Here is a 16,291-nt window from a genome sequence, read left to right as displayed (position 1 = left end):
GACGGTATCCGCGACCGCGCAGGCGGTTCCTGCAATCATCAAACGATGAGGAACGAAAAATGAGTAAAGCACCTTTTGCGCTACACCACGGATACGCCATTCGCGCCTTCGATTGGACGCGCATCAATGGCGCTGGTTCGCCAGCGCTTGCCAACCTTGCGGCAGCGTACCGTGGAACGATGGCCGAGGTCGGCACGCTGACCGCGAAGTTGGAAAGCTTGCACGGGAGTCAGGATTACACGCAGGTCGGCAGGCGAAATTTGATGCGCGACCTTTTCGCGACGAAGGTGGTGCCGGTTCTCAAAAGTGCGACCGCTGCGATTCAGGCCGCCGACGACGAGATTGCCGCTATCCGCGCGAGGCCGACCAATTCGACCGGGCCGGACAAGGCCGACCTTGCTGCCGCGATGGTGCGTGCCGAGATTCGTAGCCACCTTCGCGGCATGGATACCACGGCGCGCATTGCGATGCTCTCGCGGCCAGACGCCCTTGATCCGCAGACAGCACAGGCAATCCTCGAAGCGCCTTCCTCGCTGACCGGCGTGAGCGATAATCAGCGTGAGGTGTTGCGTGAGCGCGCTTTTGCCGCATCGAATCCGGGCGCGCAAAAAGAGATCGATCTACTTCACGAAGCGATTGGCGCGGTCTCCACGGCGGCGCGCGCTGCCGCGTTGGAAGGACAGAAGCACGGCGAATTCGCGGAGCATGAAGTTGCGGAATTACTCGGCTCGCCGACCTTGCGCCAGAAAATCGAAGCGCACATTGCGCAGGGCGGCGACGCCAAAGCCGCTTGAATCGATACCAGTTACTCCGGTGGCCGCCTTCGGGCGGCCTTTTTTTGGCCGCATCGCGCTGGTCGACAACTTCGCCCAAGTCATCCCCCAAGGCTTCGGCGCGGACGACGTGGCGGTTGACATCGCGCTTGGATTCGCCTGTTACGGCTTCGGTGTCGGCTGCGAAGGCTTTGGATTGCGCAGGCGGTTTCTTGTAGCCAATTTCAGGTGGGACAACTTGTCCCACCTGATTCGGATTCAGCGCCGCCCATACCTCCTTCCTGCGCTTCATCACCTCGGCACGCAACGGGCAGGCCGTGGTCGACGACGTGCTGCACGCGCCGATGCCAGCTTTCGCGGCTAGAACATTGGCGGTTCGGGCTGCATTCTCGGAAGGTTGGCGCCGAACGGCGCCGACCTTCTCGCCGGGTGCGGCCTGTGTTGCCGCCTGCCTCTCCCTCGCCTTCCTTTCCTCATACGGCTTCATCGCCGCGATGGCGTGTGCGAGCTGCGATTCGCTTAGGTGCCTGCGGTGCAGATTCAGCGACACCACGAACGCGGCGTGGAGCGCAAAACGGCGTCCAATGATGGGACACCGTTTTCCGAACCATCCGAATACGCCGCCACGCTCGAACGCACCGGCATCAGCCGTCAGACCGGAAAGGTTGTTACGTCCAACGGTGTGACACAACAAAGCGGATACGCCCATGCGCTCGCCTGCGCGGTCGCGGGCTTTGCCGGTAGTACGACCTTCCGGAAAATTTTCCGGAAGGTCGGATTTGCGAGTACCGGCAAGCTCCTTTTGCCGCTGCGCAGCCCTCTCCCTCTCGAACGCAAGGAACCCTTTCGCGATCAGGCTGCGTTGCGTGGGGTACCAAAGAAAATTGTGAGTAGATTTGCGAGTAGAAAACAGAAATCGGAAATAAGTACTATTTGAAAATCAGAAACTTATGCGGAAGTTGCGGAGCCTGTACTGACTTCGTAGTCCAACGGCATCCCCGGAATCCCGAGTCGAGCGGGAATCCGTCTTCGCGGCCTCTCCCCTCGGCTCGATTCAACTCATCAAGCCCAGGGCCTTGACGCGCTGCAACTCGTCGCGCACGCGCGCGGCTTCCTCGAACTGCAAGTCTTGCGCGAGCTTGTACATCTGCGCCTCGAGTTTCCTGAGCTTCGCCGCCAGTTGCTCGGGCGACAGCGCGGCGTAGTCGGCCTGCTTCTCCGCCACGGCCAATACGCCTGTCTTCGCACGCTTACCGCCGGCGCGCTCGGTCTCCGCGTCGGCGCGCGCGCCTTCCATGATGTCGGCGATCTTCTTCACCACCGATTTCGGCGTGATGCCGTGCTCGATGTTGTAGTCGATCTGCTTCTGGCGGCGGCGCTCGGTTTCCTCGAGCGCGCGCTTCATCGAGTCGGTGATGCGGTCGGCGTAGAGGATCGCCTTGCCGCGCAGGTTGCGCGCGGCGCGGCCGATCGTCTGGATCAGCGAGCCGGTCGAACGCAGATAGCCTTCTTTGTCGGCGTCGAGGATCGCGACGAGCGACACCTCGGGCATGTCGAGGCCCTCGCGCAGCAGGTTGATGCCGACGAGCACGTCGAACTTGCCCAGGCGCAGGTCGCGGAGGATCTCGACGCGCTCGACCGTCTCGATGTCCGAATGCAGGTAGCGCACGCGCACGCCGTGCTCTTCAAGATAATCGGTGAGGTTTTCCGACATGCGCTTGGTCAGCGTGGTCACCAGCACGCGGTCGCCGATCTTGACCCGCTCGTGGATCTCGCCGAGCAGGTCGTCGACCTGGGTGCGCACCGGGCGGATCTCGACTTCGGGATCGACCAGCCCGGTCGGGCGCACGACGAGTTCGACGACGCTGCCCTGCGCGTGTTTGAATTCGTACTTGCCCGGCGTCGCCGAGACGAAGATCGTGCGCGGTTCGCGCGCCTCGAATTCGTCGAACTTGAGCGGACGGTTGTCGAGCGCCGACGGCAGCCGGAAACCGTACTCGACGAGGTTCTCCTTGCGCGAGCGGTCGCCCTTGTACATCGCGCCGAGCTGCGGCACGGTGACGTGCGACTCGTCGATCACGAGCAGCGAATCCGGCGGCAGGTAGTCGAACAGCGTCGGCGGCGGCTCGCCGGGCTTGCGGCCGGTGAAATGGCGCGAGTAGTTCTCGATGCCGCTGCAGTAGCCGATCTCGGCCATCATCTCCAGGTCGTACTGCGTGCGCTGCTGCAGGCGCTGCGCCTCGACGAGTTTGTTCGCCTTGTGGAGCTGGTCGAGGCGCTCCTTGAGTTCGACCTTGATCGTCTCGATCGCGTCGAGCACGCGCTTGCGCGTGGTCACGTAATGCGTCGACGGATAGATCACATAGCGCGGCACCTTGCGCAGCACGGCGCCGGTCAGCGGATCGAACACCGAGATGTTCTCGACCTCGCCGTCGAACAGTTCGATGCGCACCGCGTCGGTCTCGCTCTCGGCCGGGAACACGTCGACCACGTCGCCGCGCACGCGGAACGAACCGCGGTGCAGCTCGTAATCGCCGCGCTCGTACTGCAGCTCGGTCAGGTGGCGGATCAGTTCGCGCTGATCGATGCGCTCGCCGCGCGCGAGGATCAGGCGCATGGAAAGATAATCTTCCGGATCGCCGAGGCCATAGATCGCCGATACCGTAGCGACGATCAGCGCGTCCGGACGCGACAGCAGCGCCTTGGTCGCCGACAGGCGCATCTGCTCGATGTGCTCGTTGATCGACGAATCCTTCTCGATATAGGTGTCGCTCGCGACGACGTAGGCTTCCGGCTGATAGTAGTCGTAATAGCTGACGAAATACTCGACCGCGTTGTGCGGGAAGAACTCCTTGAACTCGCCGTAGAGCTGCGCGGCCAAGGTCTTGTTCGGCGCGAGCACGATCGTCGGCTTCTGCACCTGCTGGACCACGTTGGCAATCGTGAAGGTCTTGCCCGAGCCGGTGACGCCGAGCAGGGTCTGGTGCGCGAGCCCGTCGTTGAAGCCGGCCACGAGGCGGCGGATCGCCTCGGGCTGGTCGCCCGACGGCTGGAAAGGGGAAACGAGTTGGAAACGGTCGGCAGACATGGGCGCAACATATCCAATGTGGATGACATTGCACAAATATCAACCGTCATGACTTTGGCGCAGCGCCCCGAGCGCGTCTTCGGCGTGACTTGGCCGACGAGCGGGAGAGTCAAGACGAGGCGCCGGGACGAGGTCCGCGGCCCGGTCATGGCAGGCGCAGGATGGCAGACGATCGACCGCGCCTCTCGTCGAAGCGGGCCCCGGCGCGTAAGCTCCGCGTTCGCCGATCAACGCCGGGATCAAAATGAGCGCCGCCGCCGACACGGGCCGCCCGAAAATCGACCGCCAGTTCGCCCACCGCGTGGCCGTGCTCGCGCGCGGGCTGGCGCTCGCCTACCTGCTGGCGTTGGTCGTGATCTATGCGGCGCTCCGGCTGGTCGGCGAGCGCTGGTGGCTGACCACCGTGGCGCTCTACCTGCCGCAGATCGGATGGGCACTGCCGTTGCCGTTCGTGACGGTTGCCCTCCTCCTTACCCACTCGTTCCGGTTCCTGCTCACACAGCTCGCCGCACTGCTGATCATCCTCTTCCCGCTCATGGGGCTCTGCCTGAGCGGCTCGAAGGCGCTCCGCCCGGGCGTCCCGCACTTCCGGGTCCTCACCATCAACATCGGCCTCGGCGGGAACGGGACCGACGAGATACTCGATCGGGTCCGCGCCACCGACCCGGACCTGGTGGTCCTCGAGGAGGTGGCTCCCGACAACGTCGAGCCGCTGCGCGCCGGCCTGGCGGACTACGCGTCGTTCCAGGCCCTCGACCAGTTCGTGGTGGCCAGCAAATTCCCGCTCGACGAGGCCTACCGGCCGCCCGAGGTGGCGGTCGACGGCCGGCTCCATTCGCGCCACTACGTCCGCTTCCGCCTGACGACGCCCGCCGGGCCGGTGCGCCTCTTCGCCGTCCACCCGCTCTCGCCGCACGACGCGTTCGACAGTATCCGCGGCGAAGGACTGCGCGGCGAGATCGCCACCGGCCGCGTGTTCCAGAACGACACCCGCGAGGCGATGGTCGCCAACACCAACCAGCGGATGATGCATGTCCGCACGTTGGCCGAAGACGCCGCCTGCTGGAGCGAGCCCGTGCTGATCGCCGGCGACACCAACCTGCCAGGGCCGAGCTGGGCGCGTGCGCGCTGGCTGGGCGGCTACCAGGACGCCTTCTCCGCCGCCGGCCTCGGGTTCGGCTACACCTACCCGGCACAGAAAATGGCCTGGATGCGCATCGACCGCATCCTGGTCAGCGCGCACTTCCGGGTGCTCGCCGCGGCGACCGTCCCTCCGCGCATCAGCAATCACCTGCCGGTGATGGCCGACCTCGAGCTGCCGGCCCTCGCAGGCAGGTAGATCGATCAGCCGTGTTCGAAGCGGAGCATCGCGTGCCGCCGCGACATGTCGTTGCGGGCGATGCTTTGCCGACACGCGCGCAAAAGATGGCCTGTAACGGAAGTCGTCAGGCATACTGACCGCCATCATTGTCAGCCGAACCACCGCCATGCAAGCCCGTACCTCTTTCGGCCAGCACACCCTCGGCCGCGAGTATTTCGTCTCGGACGAAATCTGGAATGCCGAGCACGAAAAGATCTTCTACCGCTCGTGGATGCTCGCCGGCCACGTCTCGCAGCTCGAACAGCCGGGCAGCTACTTCCTGTTCGAACTCGGCAGCGAAAGCGTGATCGTGCTGCGCGACCAGGAAGGCGAACTGTGCGCGTTCCACAACCATTGCCGGCATCGCGGCAGCAAGCTCTGCCGCGAAGCGCAGGGCACGCTCGGCAAGACGATCCAGTGCCCGTATCACGCCTGGACGTTCGGCCTTGACGGCGCGCTGCGCGCCGTGCCGACGATGAGCGAGGTCCCCGGCTTCGACGCGGCGGACTATCCGCTGCATTCCGCCGCGCTGACGAACTGGGAAGGCTTCCTCTTCGTCAACCTGTCGCGCGATCCGCAGCCGTTCGCCGACGCGCTGCCCGGCCTCGCCGGCCGTTTCCGGCAGTGGCGCACGGCCGAACTGCGCGCCGCGGTGCGGCGCGAATACGAGGTCGACGCGAACTGGAAGCTGATCTTCCACAACTTCAGCGAGTGCTACCACTGCCCGCTCGCGCATCCGCACCTGAACAAGCTCACCCCGTTCCGCAATTCCGAGAACGATCTCGACGAAGGCCCCGTGCTCGGCGGCCCGATGTGGATGAACAACCGCGACGGCAGCATGACGATGGGCGGCGAACGCTGCGCGCCCACGCTGCCCGGCGTGACCGACTCGGAACGCGGCAAAGTATACTATTACAGCCTGTTCCCGAGCGGCTTCCTCTCGTTCCACCCCGACTACGTGATGATGCATCGCGCGCTGCCGCTGTCGAAGGACCGCACGCGCGTGGTCTGCGAATGGCTATTCCATCCCGACTCGATCGCCGCGCCCGGCTTCGATCCCGCGCCGGCGGTGGAGTTCTGGGACCTGACCAACCGCCAGGACTGGGACCTCTGCGCGAACGCGCACCGCGGCGTCGTCTCGCTGGCCTGGGAACCCGGACCGTATTCCGAACTCGAAAGCCAGCTCGCTGCGTTCGACCGCCAGTACCGGCGCGCGCTCGGCGAAGAAGTGATCGCCTCGCGTCGCGCGGGCTGAGTTTCCTTGCTTCTTTGCCGTCATTCCAGCGAAAGCTGGAATCCAGCTCTCGCTTCGAAGCGATGACGACAAAAAGGCTGGATTCCAGCTTTCGTTGGAATGACGAGCGAGGCACAATGCCAGCGCATGTCGTCGCAACCCGATCATTCCACGCCGCCGCTTCGTTCCGCGCAGAATCTGACCGCGCAGGCGCTCGAGCGCGCGACCGGCGCGGATCTGAGCGAAGGCAACGCGGTCGAACTGCTGATCGATGCGCGCGCCCATTTCGATGCTTGGCTCGCTGCGATCCGCGCGGCGCGAAGCTGGGTCCTGCTGGAAAACTACATCGTCGCCGACGACGAGGTCGGCCGTGAATTCCTCGCCGCGCTGAGCGAGCGCTCCGCCGCGGGCGTGCGCGTCGCCGTGATCCGCGACTGGCTCGGCTGCCTCGGCAGTTCGTCGTCGGCGTTCTGGCAGCCGCTGGTCGCAGCGGGCGGCGAAGTGCGTGCGTTCAATCCGCTGCGCCTCGACAGCCCGTTCGGCTGGCTCGGCCGCGACCATCGCAAGCTGCTCGTCGTCGACGGCGGCCTCGCCTTCGTTTCCGGCGTCTGCCTGTCGGCGAAGTGGCTCGGCGACCCCGCGCGAGGCATCGCGCCGTGGCGCGACACCGGCGTCGCGATCCGCGGGCCGGCCTGCGCCGAAATCGCGGCAGCCTTCGCCGACAACTGGGCGCAGCTCGGCGCGCCGCTCGCCTTCGACGTCGGCGCCCCGGCACGCGCCGGCGACACGAACCTGCGCGTCATCGCCACGACGCCGAGCCGCGCCAGCGTCTACCGCACCGACCTCTACGTCGCCGGGATGGCGCGCAGGACGCTGTGGCTGACCGACGCCTATTTCGTCGCGTTCGCGCCCTACGTGCAGGCGCTGTGCGCGGCCGCGCGCGACGGCGTCGACGTGCGCCTGCTCGTGCCGGGTACGAGCGACCTGCAACTCGTCGCGCGCCTGTCGCACGCGGGCTACCGGCCGCTGCTCGAAGCCGGCGTGCGCGTGTACGAATGGAACGGCTCGATGATCCATGCCAAGACCGCGGTCGCCGACGGCCGCTGGGCGCGCGTCGGCTCGAGCAATCTCAACATCGCGAGCTGGCTGACCAACTGCGAGATCGACGTGGCCGTCGAGGACGAGGCTTTCGCCGAGCGCATGGCCGCGCAGTACGAAGCGGACCTGGGCAACGCGACCGAGGTCGTGCTCGACGAGCGCGCGCGCCCCGCGCGCCCGAAACGGTTGGAGAAACGCCTGCGCGGCGGCAGCGGCAGTTCGAGCCGCGCGGCGGCGGGCACGCTGCGCCTGGTCAACACGGTCGGCGCGGCGATCGGCGGCCGCCGTCTGCTCGGGGGTGCCGACGCCGGCCTGCTGCCGCCCGCAGCCTTGCTGCTGATCGGCGTCGCCGGGCTTGCGGCGATCTGGCCGCGTGCGGTCGCGTGGCCGTTTGCGCTGCTTGCGTTCTGGGTCGGCGTAAGCCTGCTGCTGCGCTGGCGCAAACTGCGGCGCGAACGCAAGAAGGCGAGTACCCAAACGATTTCGTGACGTCGAAAGTAGTACCCTTCTCCCCTCCGGAGAAGGTGCCGGCAGGCGGATGAGGGAAGAGCCTCGCACGATTGCCACACCTTTCGAAACCGACACTCCTTCCCCTCATCCGCCCCTCCGGGGCACCTTCTCCCGAGGGGAGAAGGGAAGCAAACGCAACGCATGTCCGAACTTTTTTCCGACACCGCTCCCGAACGCGAAATCTTCTCCCCGAGCCAGCTCGTGCGCCTCGCGCGCGATCTGCTCGAGGACACGTTTCCGCTGATCTGGGTCGAAGGCGAAATCTCGAATTTCTCGCGCCCGGCTTCGGGGCACTTGTATTTCAGCCTGAAGGACGCCCAGGCGCAGATCCGCTGCGCGATGTTCAGGAACCGCTCGATGCTGCTGCGCTTCCGGCCGGCCGACGGCGCGCGCGTGCTCGCGCGCGTGCGCGTGAGCCTGTACGAAGCGCGCGGCGAGTTCCAGCTCATCGTCGAACATCTCGAAGAGGCCGGCGAAGGCGCGCTGCTGCGCGCGTTCGAGCTGCTCAAGGCGAAGCTCGCCGCGGAGGGGTTGTTCGACGCGGCGAACAAGCGGCCGCTGCCGCAACCGCCGCAGCGCATCGGCGTGATCACCTCGGCCACGGGCGCCGCGATCCGCGACGTGCTCAGCGTGCTGTCGCGACGGTTTCCGCTCGTCGACGTCGAGGTGATCCCGGTGCCCGTGCAGGGCAAGGAAGCGCCGCCGGCGATCGTCGCCGCGCTGAACTCGGCCTCGAAAGCGCGGCGTCACGACGTATTGCTTCTCGCGCGAGGCGGCGGCTCGCTCGAGGACCTGTGGGCGTTCAACGACGAAGGCGTCGCGCGCGCGATCCGCGCGTGCGCGATCCCGGTCGTCAGCGCGGTCGGTCACGAGGTCGATTTCACGATCGCCGACTTCGCCGCCGATCTGCGCGCGCCGACGCCTTCGGCCGCGGCGGAATTGCTCGTGCCGGACGGCACGACGATCCGTCGCAATCTGCAGCGCGAAGAGACGCGGCTCGAAACGCTGTTCCTGCGCCGCCTGCAGAACGCCGCGCAGCGTCTCGACCATGCCTGGGCGCGTCTACGTGCGCAACACCCGCGCGCGCGGCTGCAGCGCGGCGGTGAACGTCTTGCGCATTTGCGCGCACGCCTGCAGACACAGCATCCGTCGATCCGTCTTGCGCAGCGGCGCGAGCAACTCGCCGCGCTGCGCCAGCGCCTTTACGCAGCGCTCGACCGCCGGCTGGACCGGCGCAGGCAGCATCTGGTCGAACTCGCACGCACGCTCAACGCGGTGAGCCCGCTCGCGACGTTGCAGCGCGGCTACGCGATCCTGCTCGACCGCGACAACGGCGAGGTGCTGCGCACGGCCGAAGCCGCCGGGAAATCCGCGCATCTCGTCGCACGGCTCGCCGACGGCGAAGTCCGCCTGCGTCCCGAAGCGAAACCGCGCACCGTGCGCAAGGCGAAACCCGGCGACGATTGACGCGGCCTTGCACGGCAGCCGGCATCGACCGCACACTGGCCGCCCCGTCCTGCCAGATGAGGCGAATCATGCTGCGCATTCTCGTTGCCGCCGTGTCGATGATGTTCCTGCTCGCTGTGCCGCCTGCGCACGCGGACGCGTGGCCGACGCCGGCCGAAGACGACTTCGTCGTCAAGGACTTCCGTTTCGCCAGCGAAGAGACGCTGCCCGAGCTGCGCCTACACTACCGCACGCTCGGCAAAATCCACAAAGGGAAAAATGGAAAAGTGGACAATGCCGTGCTGATCATGCACGGCACCGGCGGCGCCGGCACGCAGTTCCTCAACGACCGTTTCGCCGGACAGTTGTTCGGGCCGGGCCAACCGCTCGACGCGGCGAAGTACTTCATCGTGCTGCCCGACGGCATCGGCCATGGCAAATCGAGCAAGCCGAGCGACGGGCTGCGCATGAAGTTTCCGCACTACGACTACGACGACATGGTCAAGGCGGACTACCTTCTGCTGACGCAGAAGCTCAAGGTCGATCACCTGCGCCTGGTCATGGGCACGTCGATGGGCGGCATGCACTCCTGGGTCTGGGGCGAGACGTATCCCGATTTCATGGACGCGCTGATGCCGCTCGCCTCGCTGCCGGTCGAGATCGCCGGGCGCAACCGCATGTTCCGCCGCATGTTCATGGACGCGATCCGCAACGACCCCGAGTGGAACAACGGCGACTATGCGAAGCAGCCGCGCGGCCTCGCCGACGCGCTGCACATCCTCATGATCATGGGCTCGGTGCCGCTGCAGTGGCAGAAGGACTACCCGACGCGCGACGCGGCCGACAAATATCTCGAGGACCGCATCGCCACGCTGATGAAGGAGGACGACGCCAACGATTGCCTCTACCAGGTCGACGCCTCGCGCAATTACGACCCGCAGCCGAAACTCGGCACGATCAAGGCGCCGCTGCTCGCGGTCAATTCCGCCGACGACCAGATCAACCCGCCCGAACTCGGCATTCTCGAACGCGAGATCAGGAACGTGCCGCACGGTCGCGCCGTCGTCATTCCGATCAGCGATGCGACGCGCGGGCACAGCTCGCATACGTGGGCGGTGTTGTGGAAGGACCAGCTTGCGACGTTGCTCCAGGAAAGCGCGAAGTGATCTTTCCGTCATTCCCGCATGCTCTCAGAGCATTTTCGGTTCAGGCGCTTCAGACAGCCGCGACCAGAACGATCCGGACCGGCTCAGGTTCTGTGGCGCCGGCACGGTCAACCTCGGATTCCGCTGCGCCAAAGACGGCGTGGGAGACAGACAATGAAATTCCTCGCCTGCCTGCATGCCGCCGTCGTGGCGATCACGATCCTCGTTTCGTCCCATGCCGCCGCGAACGCATCGACCGATCTCGATCCGCTGCCCGGCGACTCCATCTACCGTCTCGATCTCGCCCTCGTCGACCAGGACGGACATGGCCTTACGTTGGCCGAGCGGCGCGGCAGCCCCGTGCTGGTCGCGATGTTCTACACCTCGTGCCCGTACATGTGCCCGCTGATCGTCGAGGCGATCAAGCGCACCGAACACGCGCTCGACGATGCATCGCGCACGCGCCTGCGCGCAGTCCTCGTCAGCTTCGACAGCGTGCGCGACACGCCGGTCGCGCTCAAGGCCACCGCGGCGGAGCGCCATATCGATCTTTCGCACTGGACGCTGGCGCGCACGGACCCGGCCGGCGTGCGCCGCCTCGCGGCCGTGCTCGACGTGCAGTACCGCGCGCTGCCCGACGGCGGCTTCAACCACTCCGGCGTCGTCACCCTGCTTGACGCGCAGGGCCGCATCGCCGCGCACCGACAAACTTGACGAAGTCGATCCCGGCTTACTCGCCGCCGTGCGGAAGACCGTCCGTACCGAGCCGTGAAGACGCACCACGCGTCTGGTCGCGGTAGAATCGCCGCACCGCAGCCTTCGCCACGCCCCACATGGTTTCGACGGCGTCTTCCACGCCACCGCCTTCGCCGCATCTGCTCGTCGTCGACGACGAGACCGAGATCGCCGACTCGATCGCGCGCTATTTCGGCCACTACGGCTTCCGCGTGAGCACGGCCGCCGACGGCGCGGCGATGCGCGAGATCATGCGGAGCGAAGCGGTCGACGCCGTCCTGCTCGATCTCGGCCTGCCGCGCGAGGACGGCTTCGAGCTGACGCGTTGGCTGCGCGAACACTGGCGCGGCGCGATCCTCATCGTCACCGGACGCGGCGAATCGGTGGACCGCGTCGTCGGCCTCGAACTCGGCGCCGACGACTACGTGACCAAGCCGTTCGACCTGCGCGAACTGCTCGCGCGCGTACGCAGCGTGCTGCGGCGCACGTCCGCCACGCCCGCTGCGCCCCCGGCACGGCGGGCCGGTTTTGCCTTCTCGGGCTTTCTCCTCGACCCGGACCGGCGCCACCTCGCCGATGCCGACGGTGCCGAGGTAGCGCTGACGACGGGCGAGTTCGACCTGCTCTGCGTCCTCGTCCGCCATCCCGGCCGTGTGCTTTCGCGCGACGCGATCATGAGCGAGATGCACGGGCGCGAAAGCGGCCCGTTCGACCGCGCGATCGACGTGCAGATCGGCCGCCTGCGGCGCAAGATCGAGGCCGACCCCGCGCGTCCGCAACTGATCAAGTCGGTGCGCAACGCGGGCTACCTGTTCGCCGCGCGCGTGGATCGCGGCTAGATCGCCGGCGCGCGCGACGATGTACCGCGAATTGTTCGACATCGCCCCCGACGCGATGATCGCGGTCGACGGCTCGGGCCGCATCGTGCGCGCGAACGCGCAGGCCGAGCGCCTGTTCGGATACGCGGAGGCGCGGCTGCTCGGTGCCGGCATCGAGATGCTGATCCCCGAACGCGCACGCCACATGCACCAGGCCCATATGGCGAACTACATCGCGAATCCGCGCGTGCGCGCGATGGGCTCCGGCCAGGAACTGATCGGCCTGCGCAACGACGGCAGCGAATTCCCGGTCGAGATCGCGCTCAGCCCGATTTCGACGCCGGAAGGGCGCCTCGTCGTCGCCGCGATCCGCGACATTTCCGAAACGCAGCGCGCGCGCGCTGCGCTCGCCCGCGCACGCTACGACAAGGTGATTGCGCAGATCGGTCAGCTTTTCCTCACCTCGCCCGGTCACGACGACGCCATCGCGCGCCTGCCCGCGCTCGTCGCCGAAGCGCTGGCCGTCGATGCGGTCGCGCTCATTTTCCGAATACCGTTGCGCGAACGTCTGCACGTGCGCGCTTCCTCCGGTATCGACGCGCAGGCGCTGTCGCGCTTGACCGACCTGCTCGGTGCGGGTCTGTTCGACCGCCTGACCGCGACCGGCCGAACCGATGCCGTCGTGCAAGGCGGCGCGCTGCTCGACGCGGGTTACGCCGCGAGCGCGGTGGTCCCGCTTCCGGGCCACGGCGCACCGGCGTCCGCGCTGCTCGCGCTGTCGCGCGCGCCGCGCCATTTCGACCACGATGCGCTGCATTTCCTGCATTCGATCGCGACCACGCTCGCGGCGACGCTGCAGCGCATGCGCACCGAGGAGCAGCTCTCGCACGCGCAGCGCCTCGAAGCGGTCGGCCAGCTCACCGGCGGCATCGCGCACGACTTCAACAACCTGCTCACGGTGATCTCGGCGAACCTGCAGATCCTCGAGGACGATCTCGCCGGCCATCCCGGGCACCTCGAAACGATCGCGATCGCCCTGCGCGCCGTCGGCCGCGGCGCCGAATTGACGCGCAAGCTGCTCGCGTTCGCGCGGCGCCAGCAGCTTTCGCCGCGCGCCTGCGATCCGCCGGCGCTGCTCGAGGAGGTAGGCGGCCTGCTGCGGCACACGCTCGGCGAGGCGATCGACCTGCGCATCGAATGCGCCGCGGACATGCCGCGCGTCTTCGTCGATCCGGGCCAGCTCGACACGGCCCTGGTCAATCTTGCGATCAACGCGCGCGACGCGATGCCGCGCGGCGGCCGCCTGCACATCGGCGCGCACCTCGCCGAAATCGACGCGGACGCGGCGAGCGGCGAGGCCAAACCCGGCCGCTACGTCGTCATCGCCGTGCGCGACACCGGCTTCGGCATGGCGCCCGACGTGCTCGCACGCGCGCTCGAACCGTTCTTCACGACCAAGGAACAAGGCAAGGGCTCGGGCCTCGGCCTGTCGATGGTCTACGGTTTCGTCGCCCAGTCGGGCGGCCATCTGCAGATCGAAAGCAAGCTCGGCTACGGCACCTGCGTGGAACTCTACCTGCCGGTGATCGCGACGACCGCCGAAGCGTCCGCCGCGCGCATCGCGCCCGCGGCGAGCGAGCGCGGCGACGAAACCGTGCTCGTCGTCGAGGACGATGCCGACGTGCGCCGCGCCGCCCTCGCCTTCCTGCGCTCGCTCGGCTACACGCCGCTGCCCTGCGCGGATGCGTCCGGAGCGCTGCGCGCGATTGCGCAACATCCGCAAATCGCGCTGGTGTTTTCCGACGTGATGCTCGGCAGCGGCATGAACGGCGTGGAGCTCGCCGAGGAAATCCGCGAACGCTGGCCCGCGCTGCCGGTGCTGCTCACCTCGGGCGACGAGCGCTCCGCGCAGAGCGGCGAAGGCTTCGACCTGCTGCGCAAGCCGTATCGCCGCGAGGAATTGTCCACGGCGATCCGGCGCAAGCTCGACCGCCCGCGCGAAGCGTGAAGCGCTATGCCGCTTCGCCCTCGCACTGGATGACGCGGCGCAGGGCCTGCGCATCGAGGATGCGGATCTCGCGCCATTGCACGTCGATGCAGCCCTGATGCGCGAGCCGCGTCAGCGCGCGCGTCACCGTTTCGTGCTTGAGCGCGAGGAAGCTGCCGATGTCGGCGCGCCCCATGCGCAGCACGAAGTGGCTCGGGCTCAGTCCGAGCGCCTCGTGGCGCGCGGCCAGATCGAGCAGGAAGGCGGCGACGCGCTGTTCCGAACCCAGCGAACCGAGCACGAGCTTCCACGAGTGGTCGTTGCGGATCTCGGCGGCCAGCGCCCAGGTCAAACGCTCCTGCAACTCGGGCACCTGTGCGCAGGCGCGCATCACGGCCGGATAAGGCAGCTCCCACACGCCGCTCGTTTCGAGCGCGACCGCCTCGCACTCGTGCGTCGCCGCGCCGATCGAATCGATGCCGATCAGGTCGCCGCGCATGCGGAAGCCCGTCACCTGTTCGCGTCCGTCGTCGGCGATGAGGCACGTCTTCAGGAAACCGACGTTGACGAGATACAGCGCCTTGAACGGCTGTCCGGCGCGGTACAGATACTGCCCCGCCTCGAGCTTGTGGTGCGTGACCGGCACTTGGCTGCGCAGCGCTTCGACATCGATGCTCGCCGGCATCGCGTGCGCCGGCATGATGGGTGGGCGCGGAATCCGCGGACTGGCGACGGGGGCGACGACGACGTTCATGATGGGATTCCGCGGGCCTGGTTCCTGACTTCGGCGGGAAGCTTGAACCCGTGAGGAAACCGGCCGATGTCGCACCCGTCTCGGTATGTAACGGCGCGTAACGGCGCACCGACGCGCGGCGGCCGAACTGGTGTAAGCTTGTACCGGCGTGGCGAGCGCGATGCAACGCGGCTCGCAGCGGTCATCGACTCATTCCAGTCAACTTTAGGGAGGGAAATCACCATGCAGTTGAAACAGGCTTTCATGGCAGCCGCCATCGCCCTGGCGCTCGGCGCATGCAACGACAATTCACAGCAAGCGGCACAGGAAGCCGCCGCCAAGGCCAAGGCCGCCGCCGAGGCAACCAAGGCCGCAGCGCAGGCCACCGCGCAACAGGCGCAGCAGGCGGCAAGCCAAGCGCAGCAGGCCGTCGAACAGGCCAAGGCCGGCGACACGGCCGGAGCGATGCAGTCCGCGCAACAGGCCACTTCGTCCAGCCAGGCGGCGACGGCGAGCGCGCAGACGACGGCCGAGACCGCCAAACAAGGCGCGGCCGACGTCAAGGATGCCGCGCAGCAGGCGATGGACGCAGCGAAGAAGGACGCCGACAAGCACTGAGAACACCCGTCCCTCGCCCGTTACGAATCGGCCGCACAACGCGGCCGATTTCATTTTGTGCGGCTATCGCCGGTGCCGGTACCGGCCATGATTCCGGTGAACGCCAGATGTCAGCGTGCCGGCGGCGTGTTGAACTCCGACACGCGGCCGTCGCGGTCGAAGACGATGCGGCCGCCGCTCTCGTCCGGGTAATACCAGACGTCACCGAACACGCCGGTGGTTTTCTTGCCGGCGGAGCCGAGCAGGTCGCGGACCTGGCTCCAGCCCATGCCCTGCTTGATCCGCGCCCATTTGTCCGGGCTGCCCCAGACCGGCGTCGGCGCGCCGGGCTGCGCTTCGTGCGGCACCGCGGTCATGGCCGGGCCTGCACGGGCCGCGCGGCGAGCTTGGCCTCGAGTTCGGCGACGCGCTGCTCGAGCGCCTTGAAACGCGCCTCGATCGCGGCGTCGTTGGCCTTGCGCCGGGCCAGGGCGGAACCTGGCACGCACAGCAGAGCGCAGGTGGTGAGTACGACAAGGCGATTGAACACGTTCGGTAGCGGATGTTTGGAAAACGAAATGCTACGTTAGCACACGCGACGCAGCGGGCAATCTTGTCGGCCGCGTCGCGCTTCGCAAAGCGTACATTGGGGTTATTTCCCGCGTTGCGAAAAAACTTTGCGCCGGCATGGCGTTGGCCCATGCCAAACGGAGTTTAGTGAGAGGAGAAGGGTCGTTTTGCCGTGACCCGGTTGCGCCTCGTCCATC

General features: G+C 67.1%; 16 protein-coding genes. 12 read left to right on the top strand and 4 right to left on the bottom strand.

Annotation, left to right across the window (positions count from 1 at the left end; translation table 11 throughout):
- The first annotated feature begins 59 nt into the window (after positions 1–59).
- The 3 genes from QM741_RS13460 (at position 60) to QM741_RS13450 (ending at position 1,710) form a co-directional block, all read left to right on the top strand.
- Positions 60–794 carry a hypothetical protein gene (locus QM741_RS13460; RefSeq protein WP_415208192.1) on the top strand — a complete coding sequence of 245 codons (735 nt, stop codon included), beginning with the start codon at positions 60–62 and terminating at the stop codon, positions 792–794.
- A gap of 19 nt (positions 795–813) precedes the next feature.
- Positions 814–1,137, top strand: coding sequence for a hypothetical protein (locus QM741_RS13455; protein ID WP_415208191.1), 324 nt, complete (start codon positions 814–816; stop codon positions 1,135–1,137).
- A 198-nt stretch (positions 1,138–1,335) separates the two neighbouring features.
- Positions 1,336–1,710: a hypothetical protein gene (locus QM741_RS13450; RefSeq protein ID WP_415208190.1), complete on the top strand. Its 375-nt coding sequence runs from the start codon at positions 1,336–1,338 to the stop codon at positions 1,708–1,710.
- Between the two features lie 117 nt (positions 1,711–1,827).
- Here the strand turns inward: QM741_RS13450 and uvrB are convergent, their stop codons facing one another.
- Positions 1,828–3,861, bottom strand: a complete 2,034-nt coding sequence (gene uvrB / locus QM741_RS13445) for an excinuclease ABC subunit UvrB (protein ID WP_415208189.1) — start codon at positions 3,859–3,861, stop codon at positions 1,828–1,830.
- Positions 3,862–4,105: 244 nt separating this feature from the next.
- Here uvrB and QM741_RS13440 point away from each other — a divergent pair, with 244 nt between their 5' ends.
- From QM741_RS13440 to QM741_RS13405, 8 genes are all read left to right on the top strand, one after another.
- Positions 4,106–5,200 (top strand): endonuclease/exonuclease/phosphatase family protein, encoded by a 1,095-nt coding sequence (locus tag QM741_RS13440; RefSeq protein WP_415208188.1) that lies wholly within the window; start codon positions 4,106–4,108, stop codon positions 5,198–5,200.
- A gap of 148 nt (positions 5,201–5,348) precedes the next feature.
- On the top strand, positions 5,349–6,476 hold the full coding sequence (locus tag QM741_RS13435; protein WP_415208187.1) for an aromatic ring-hydroxylating oxygenase subunit alpha: 1,128 nt from the start codon (positions 5,349–5,351) through the stop codon (positions 6,474–6,476).
- Positions 6,477–6,602: 126 nt separating this feature from the next.
- Positions 6,603–8,042 (top strand): phospholipase D-like domain-containing protein, encoded by a 1,440-nt coding sequence (locus QM741_RS13430; RefSeq protein ID WP_415208186.1) that lies wholly within the window; start codon positions 6,603–6,605, stop codon positions 8,040–8,042.
- Between the two features lie 162 nt (positions 8,043–8,204).
- On the top strand, positions 8,205–9,530 hold the full coding sequence (gene xseA, locus QM741_RS13425) for an exodeoxyribonuclease VII large subunit (protein ID WP_415208185.1): 1,326 nt from the start codon (positions 8,205–8,207) through the stop codon (positions 9,528–9,530).
- Between the two features lie 68 nt (positions 9,531–9,598).
- On the top strand, positions 9,599–10,675 hold the full coding sequence (locus QM741_RS13420; RefSeq protein WP_415208184.1) for an alpha/beta fold hydrolase: 1,077 nt from the start codon (positions 9,599–9,601) through the stop codon (positions 10,673–10,675).
- Between the two features lie 153 nt (positions 10,676–10,828).
- Positions 10,829–11,368, top strand: coding sequence for an SCO family protein (locus QM741_RS13415; protein WP_415208183.1), 540 nt, complete (start codon positions 10,829–10,831; stop codon positions 11,366–11,368).
- Positions 11,369–11,487: 119 nt separating this feature from the next.
- Positions 11,488–12,228 carry a response regulator gene (locus QM741_RS13410; protein ID WP_415208182.1) on the top strand — a complete coding sequence of 247 codons (741 nt, stop codon included), beginning with the start codon at positions 11,488–11,490 and terminating at the stop codon, positions 12,226–12,228.
- A gap of 19 nt (positions 12,229–12,247) precedes the next feature.
- Complete coding sequence (locus QM741_RS13405) at positions 12,248–14,215, top strand: PAS domain S-box protein (protein WP_415208181.1); 1,968 nt, start codon at positions 12,248–12,250, stop codon at positions 14,213–14,215.
- 4 nt (positions 14,216–14,219) lie between these two features.
- Here QM741_RS13405 and QM741_RS13400 read toward each other — a convergent pair whose 3' ends face one another.
- Entirely contained in the window at positions 14,220–14,948 is a 729-nt protein-coding gene (locus QM741_RS13400) for a helix-turn-helix domain-containing protein (RefSeq protein ID WP_415208180.1), read from the bottom strand.
- A gap of 222 nt (positions 14,949–15,170) precedes the next feature.
- On the opposite strand from QM741_RS13400, the gene QM741_RS13395 reads away from it, so the two are divergent.
- Positions 15,171–15,545: a hypothetical protein gene (locus QM741_RS13395; protein WP_415208179.1), complete on the top strand. Its 375-nt coding sequence runs from the start codon at positions 15,171–15,173 to the stop codon at positions 15,543–15,545.
- A 110-nt stretch (positions 15,546–15,655) separates the two neighbouring features.
- Here QM741_RS13395 and QM741_RS13390 read toward each other — a convergent pair whose 3' ends face one another.
- Positions 15,656–15,901: a hypothetical protein gene (locus QM741_RS13390; protein WP_415208178.1), complete on the bottom strand. Its 246-nt coding sequence runs from the start codon at positions 15,899–15,901 to the stop codon at positions 15,656–15,658.
- Positions 15,898–16,074 (bottom strand): hypothetical protein, encoded by a 177-nt coding sequence (locus tag QM741_RS13385; RefSeq protein WP_415208177.1) that lies wholly within the window; start codon positions 16,072–16,074, stop codon positions 15,898–15,900. The genes QM741_RS13390 and QM741_RS13385 overlap by 4 nt, the downstream gene beginning before the upstream one ends.
- Between the last annotated feature and the right edge of the window lie 217 nt (positions 16,075–16,291).

This window comes from Rudaea sp. (genome assembly GCF_047601565.1).
GTDB lineage: Bacteria > Pseudomonadota > Gammaproteobacteria > Xanthomonadales > Rhodanobacteraceae > Rudaea.
The sequence above is the reverse complement of the archived record's forward strand: the minus strand, read 5'-3'. Positions and strand labels throughout refer to the sequence as shown.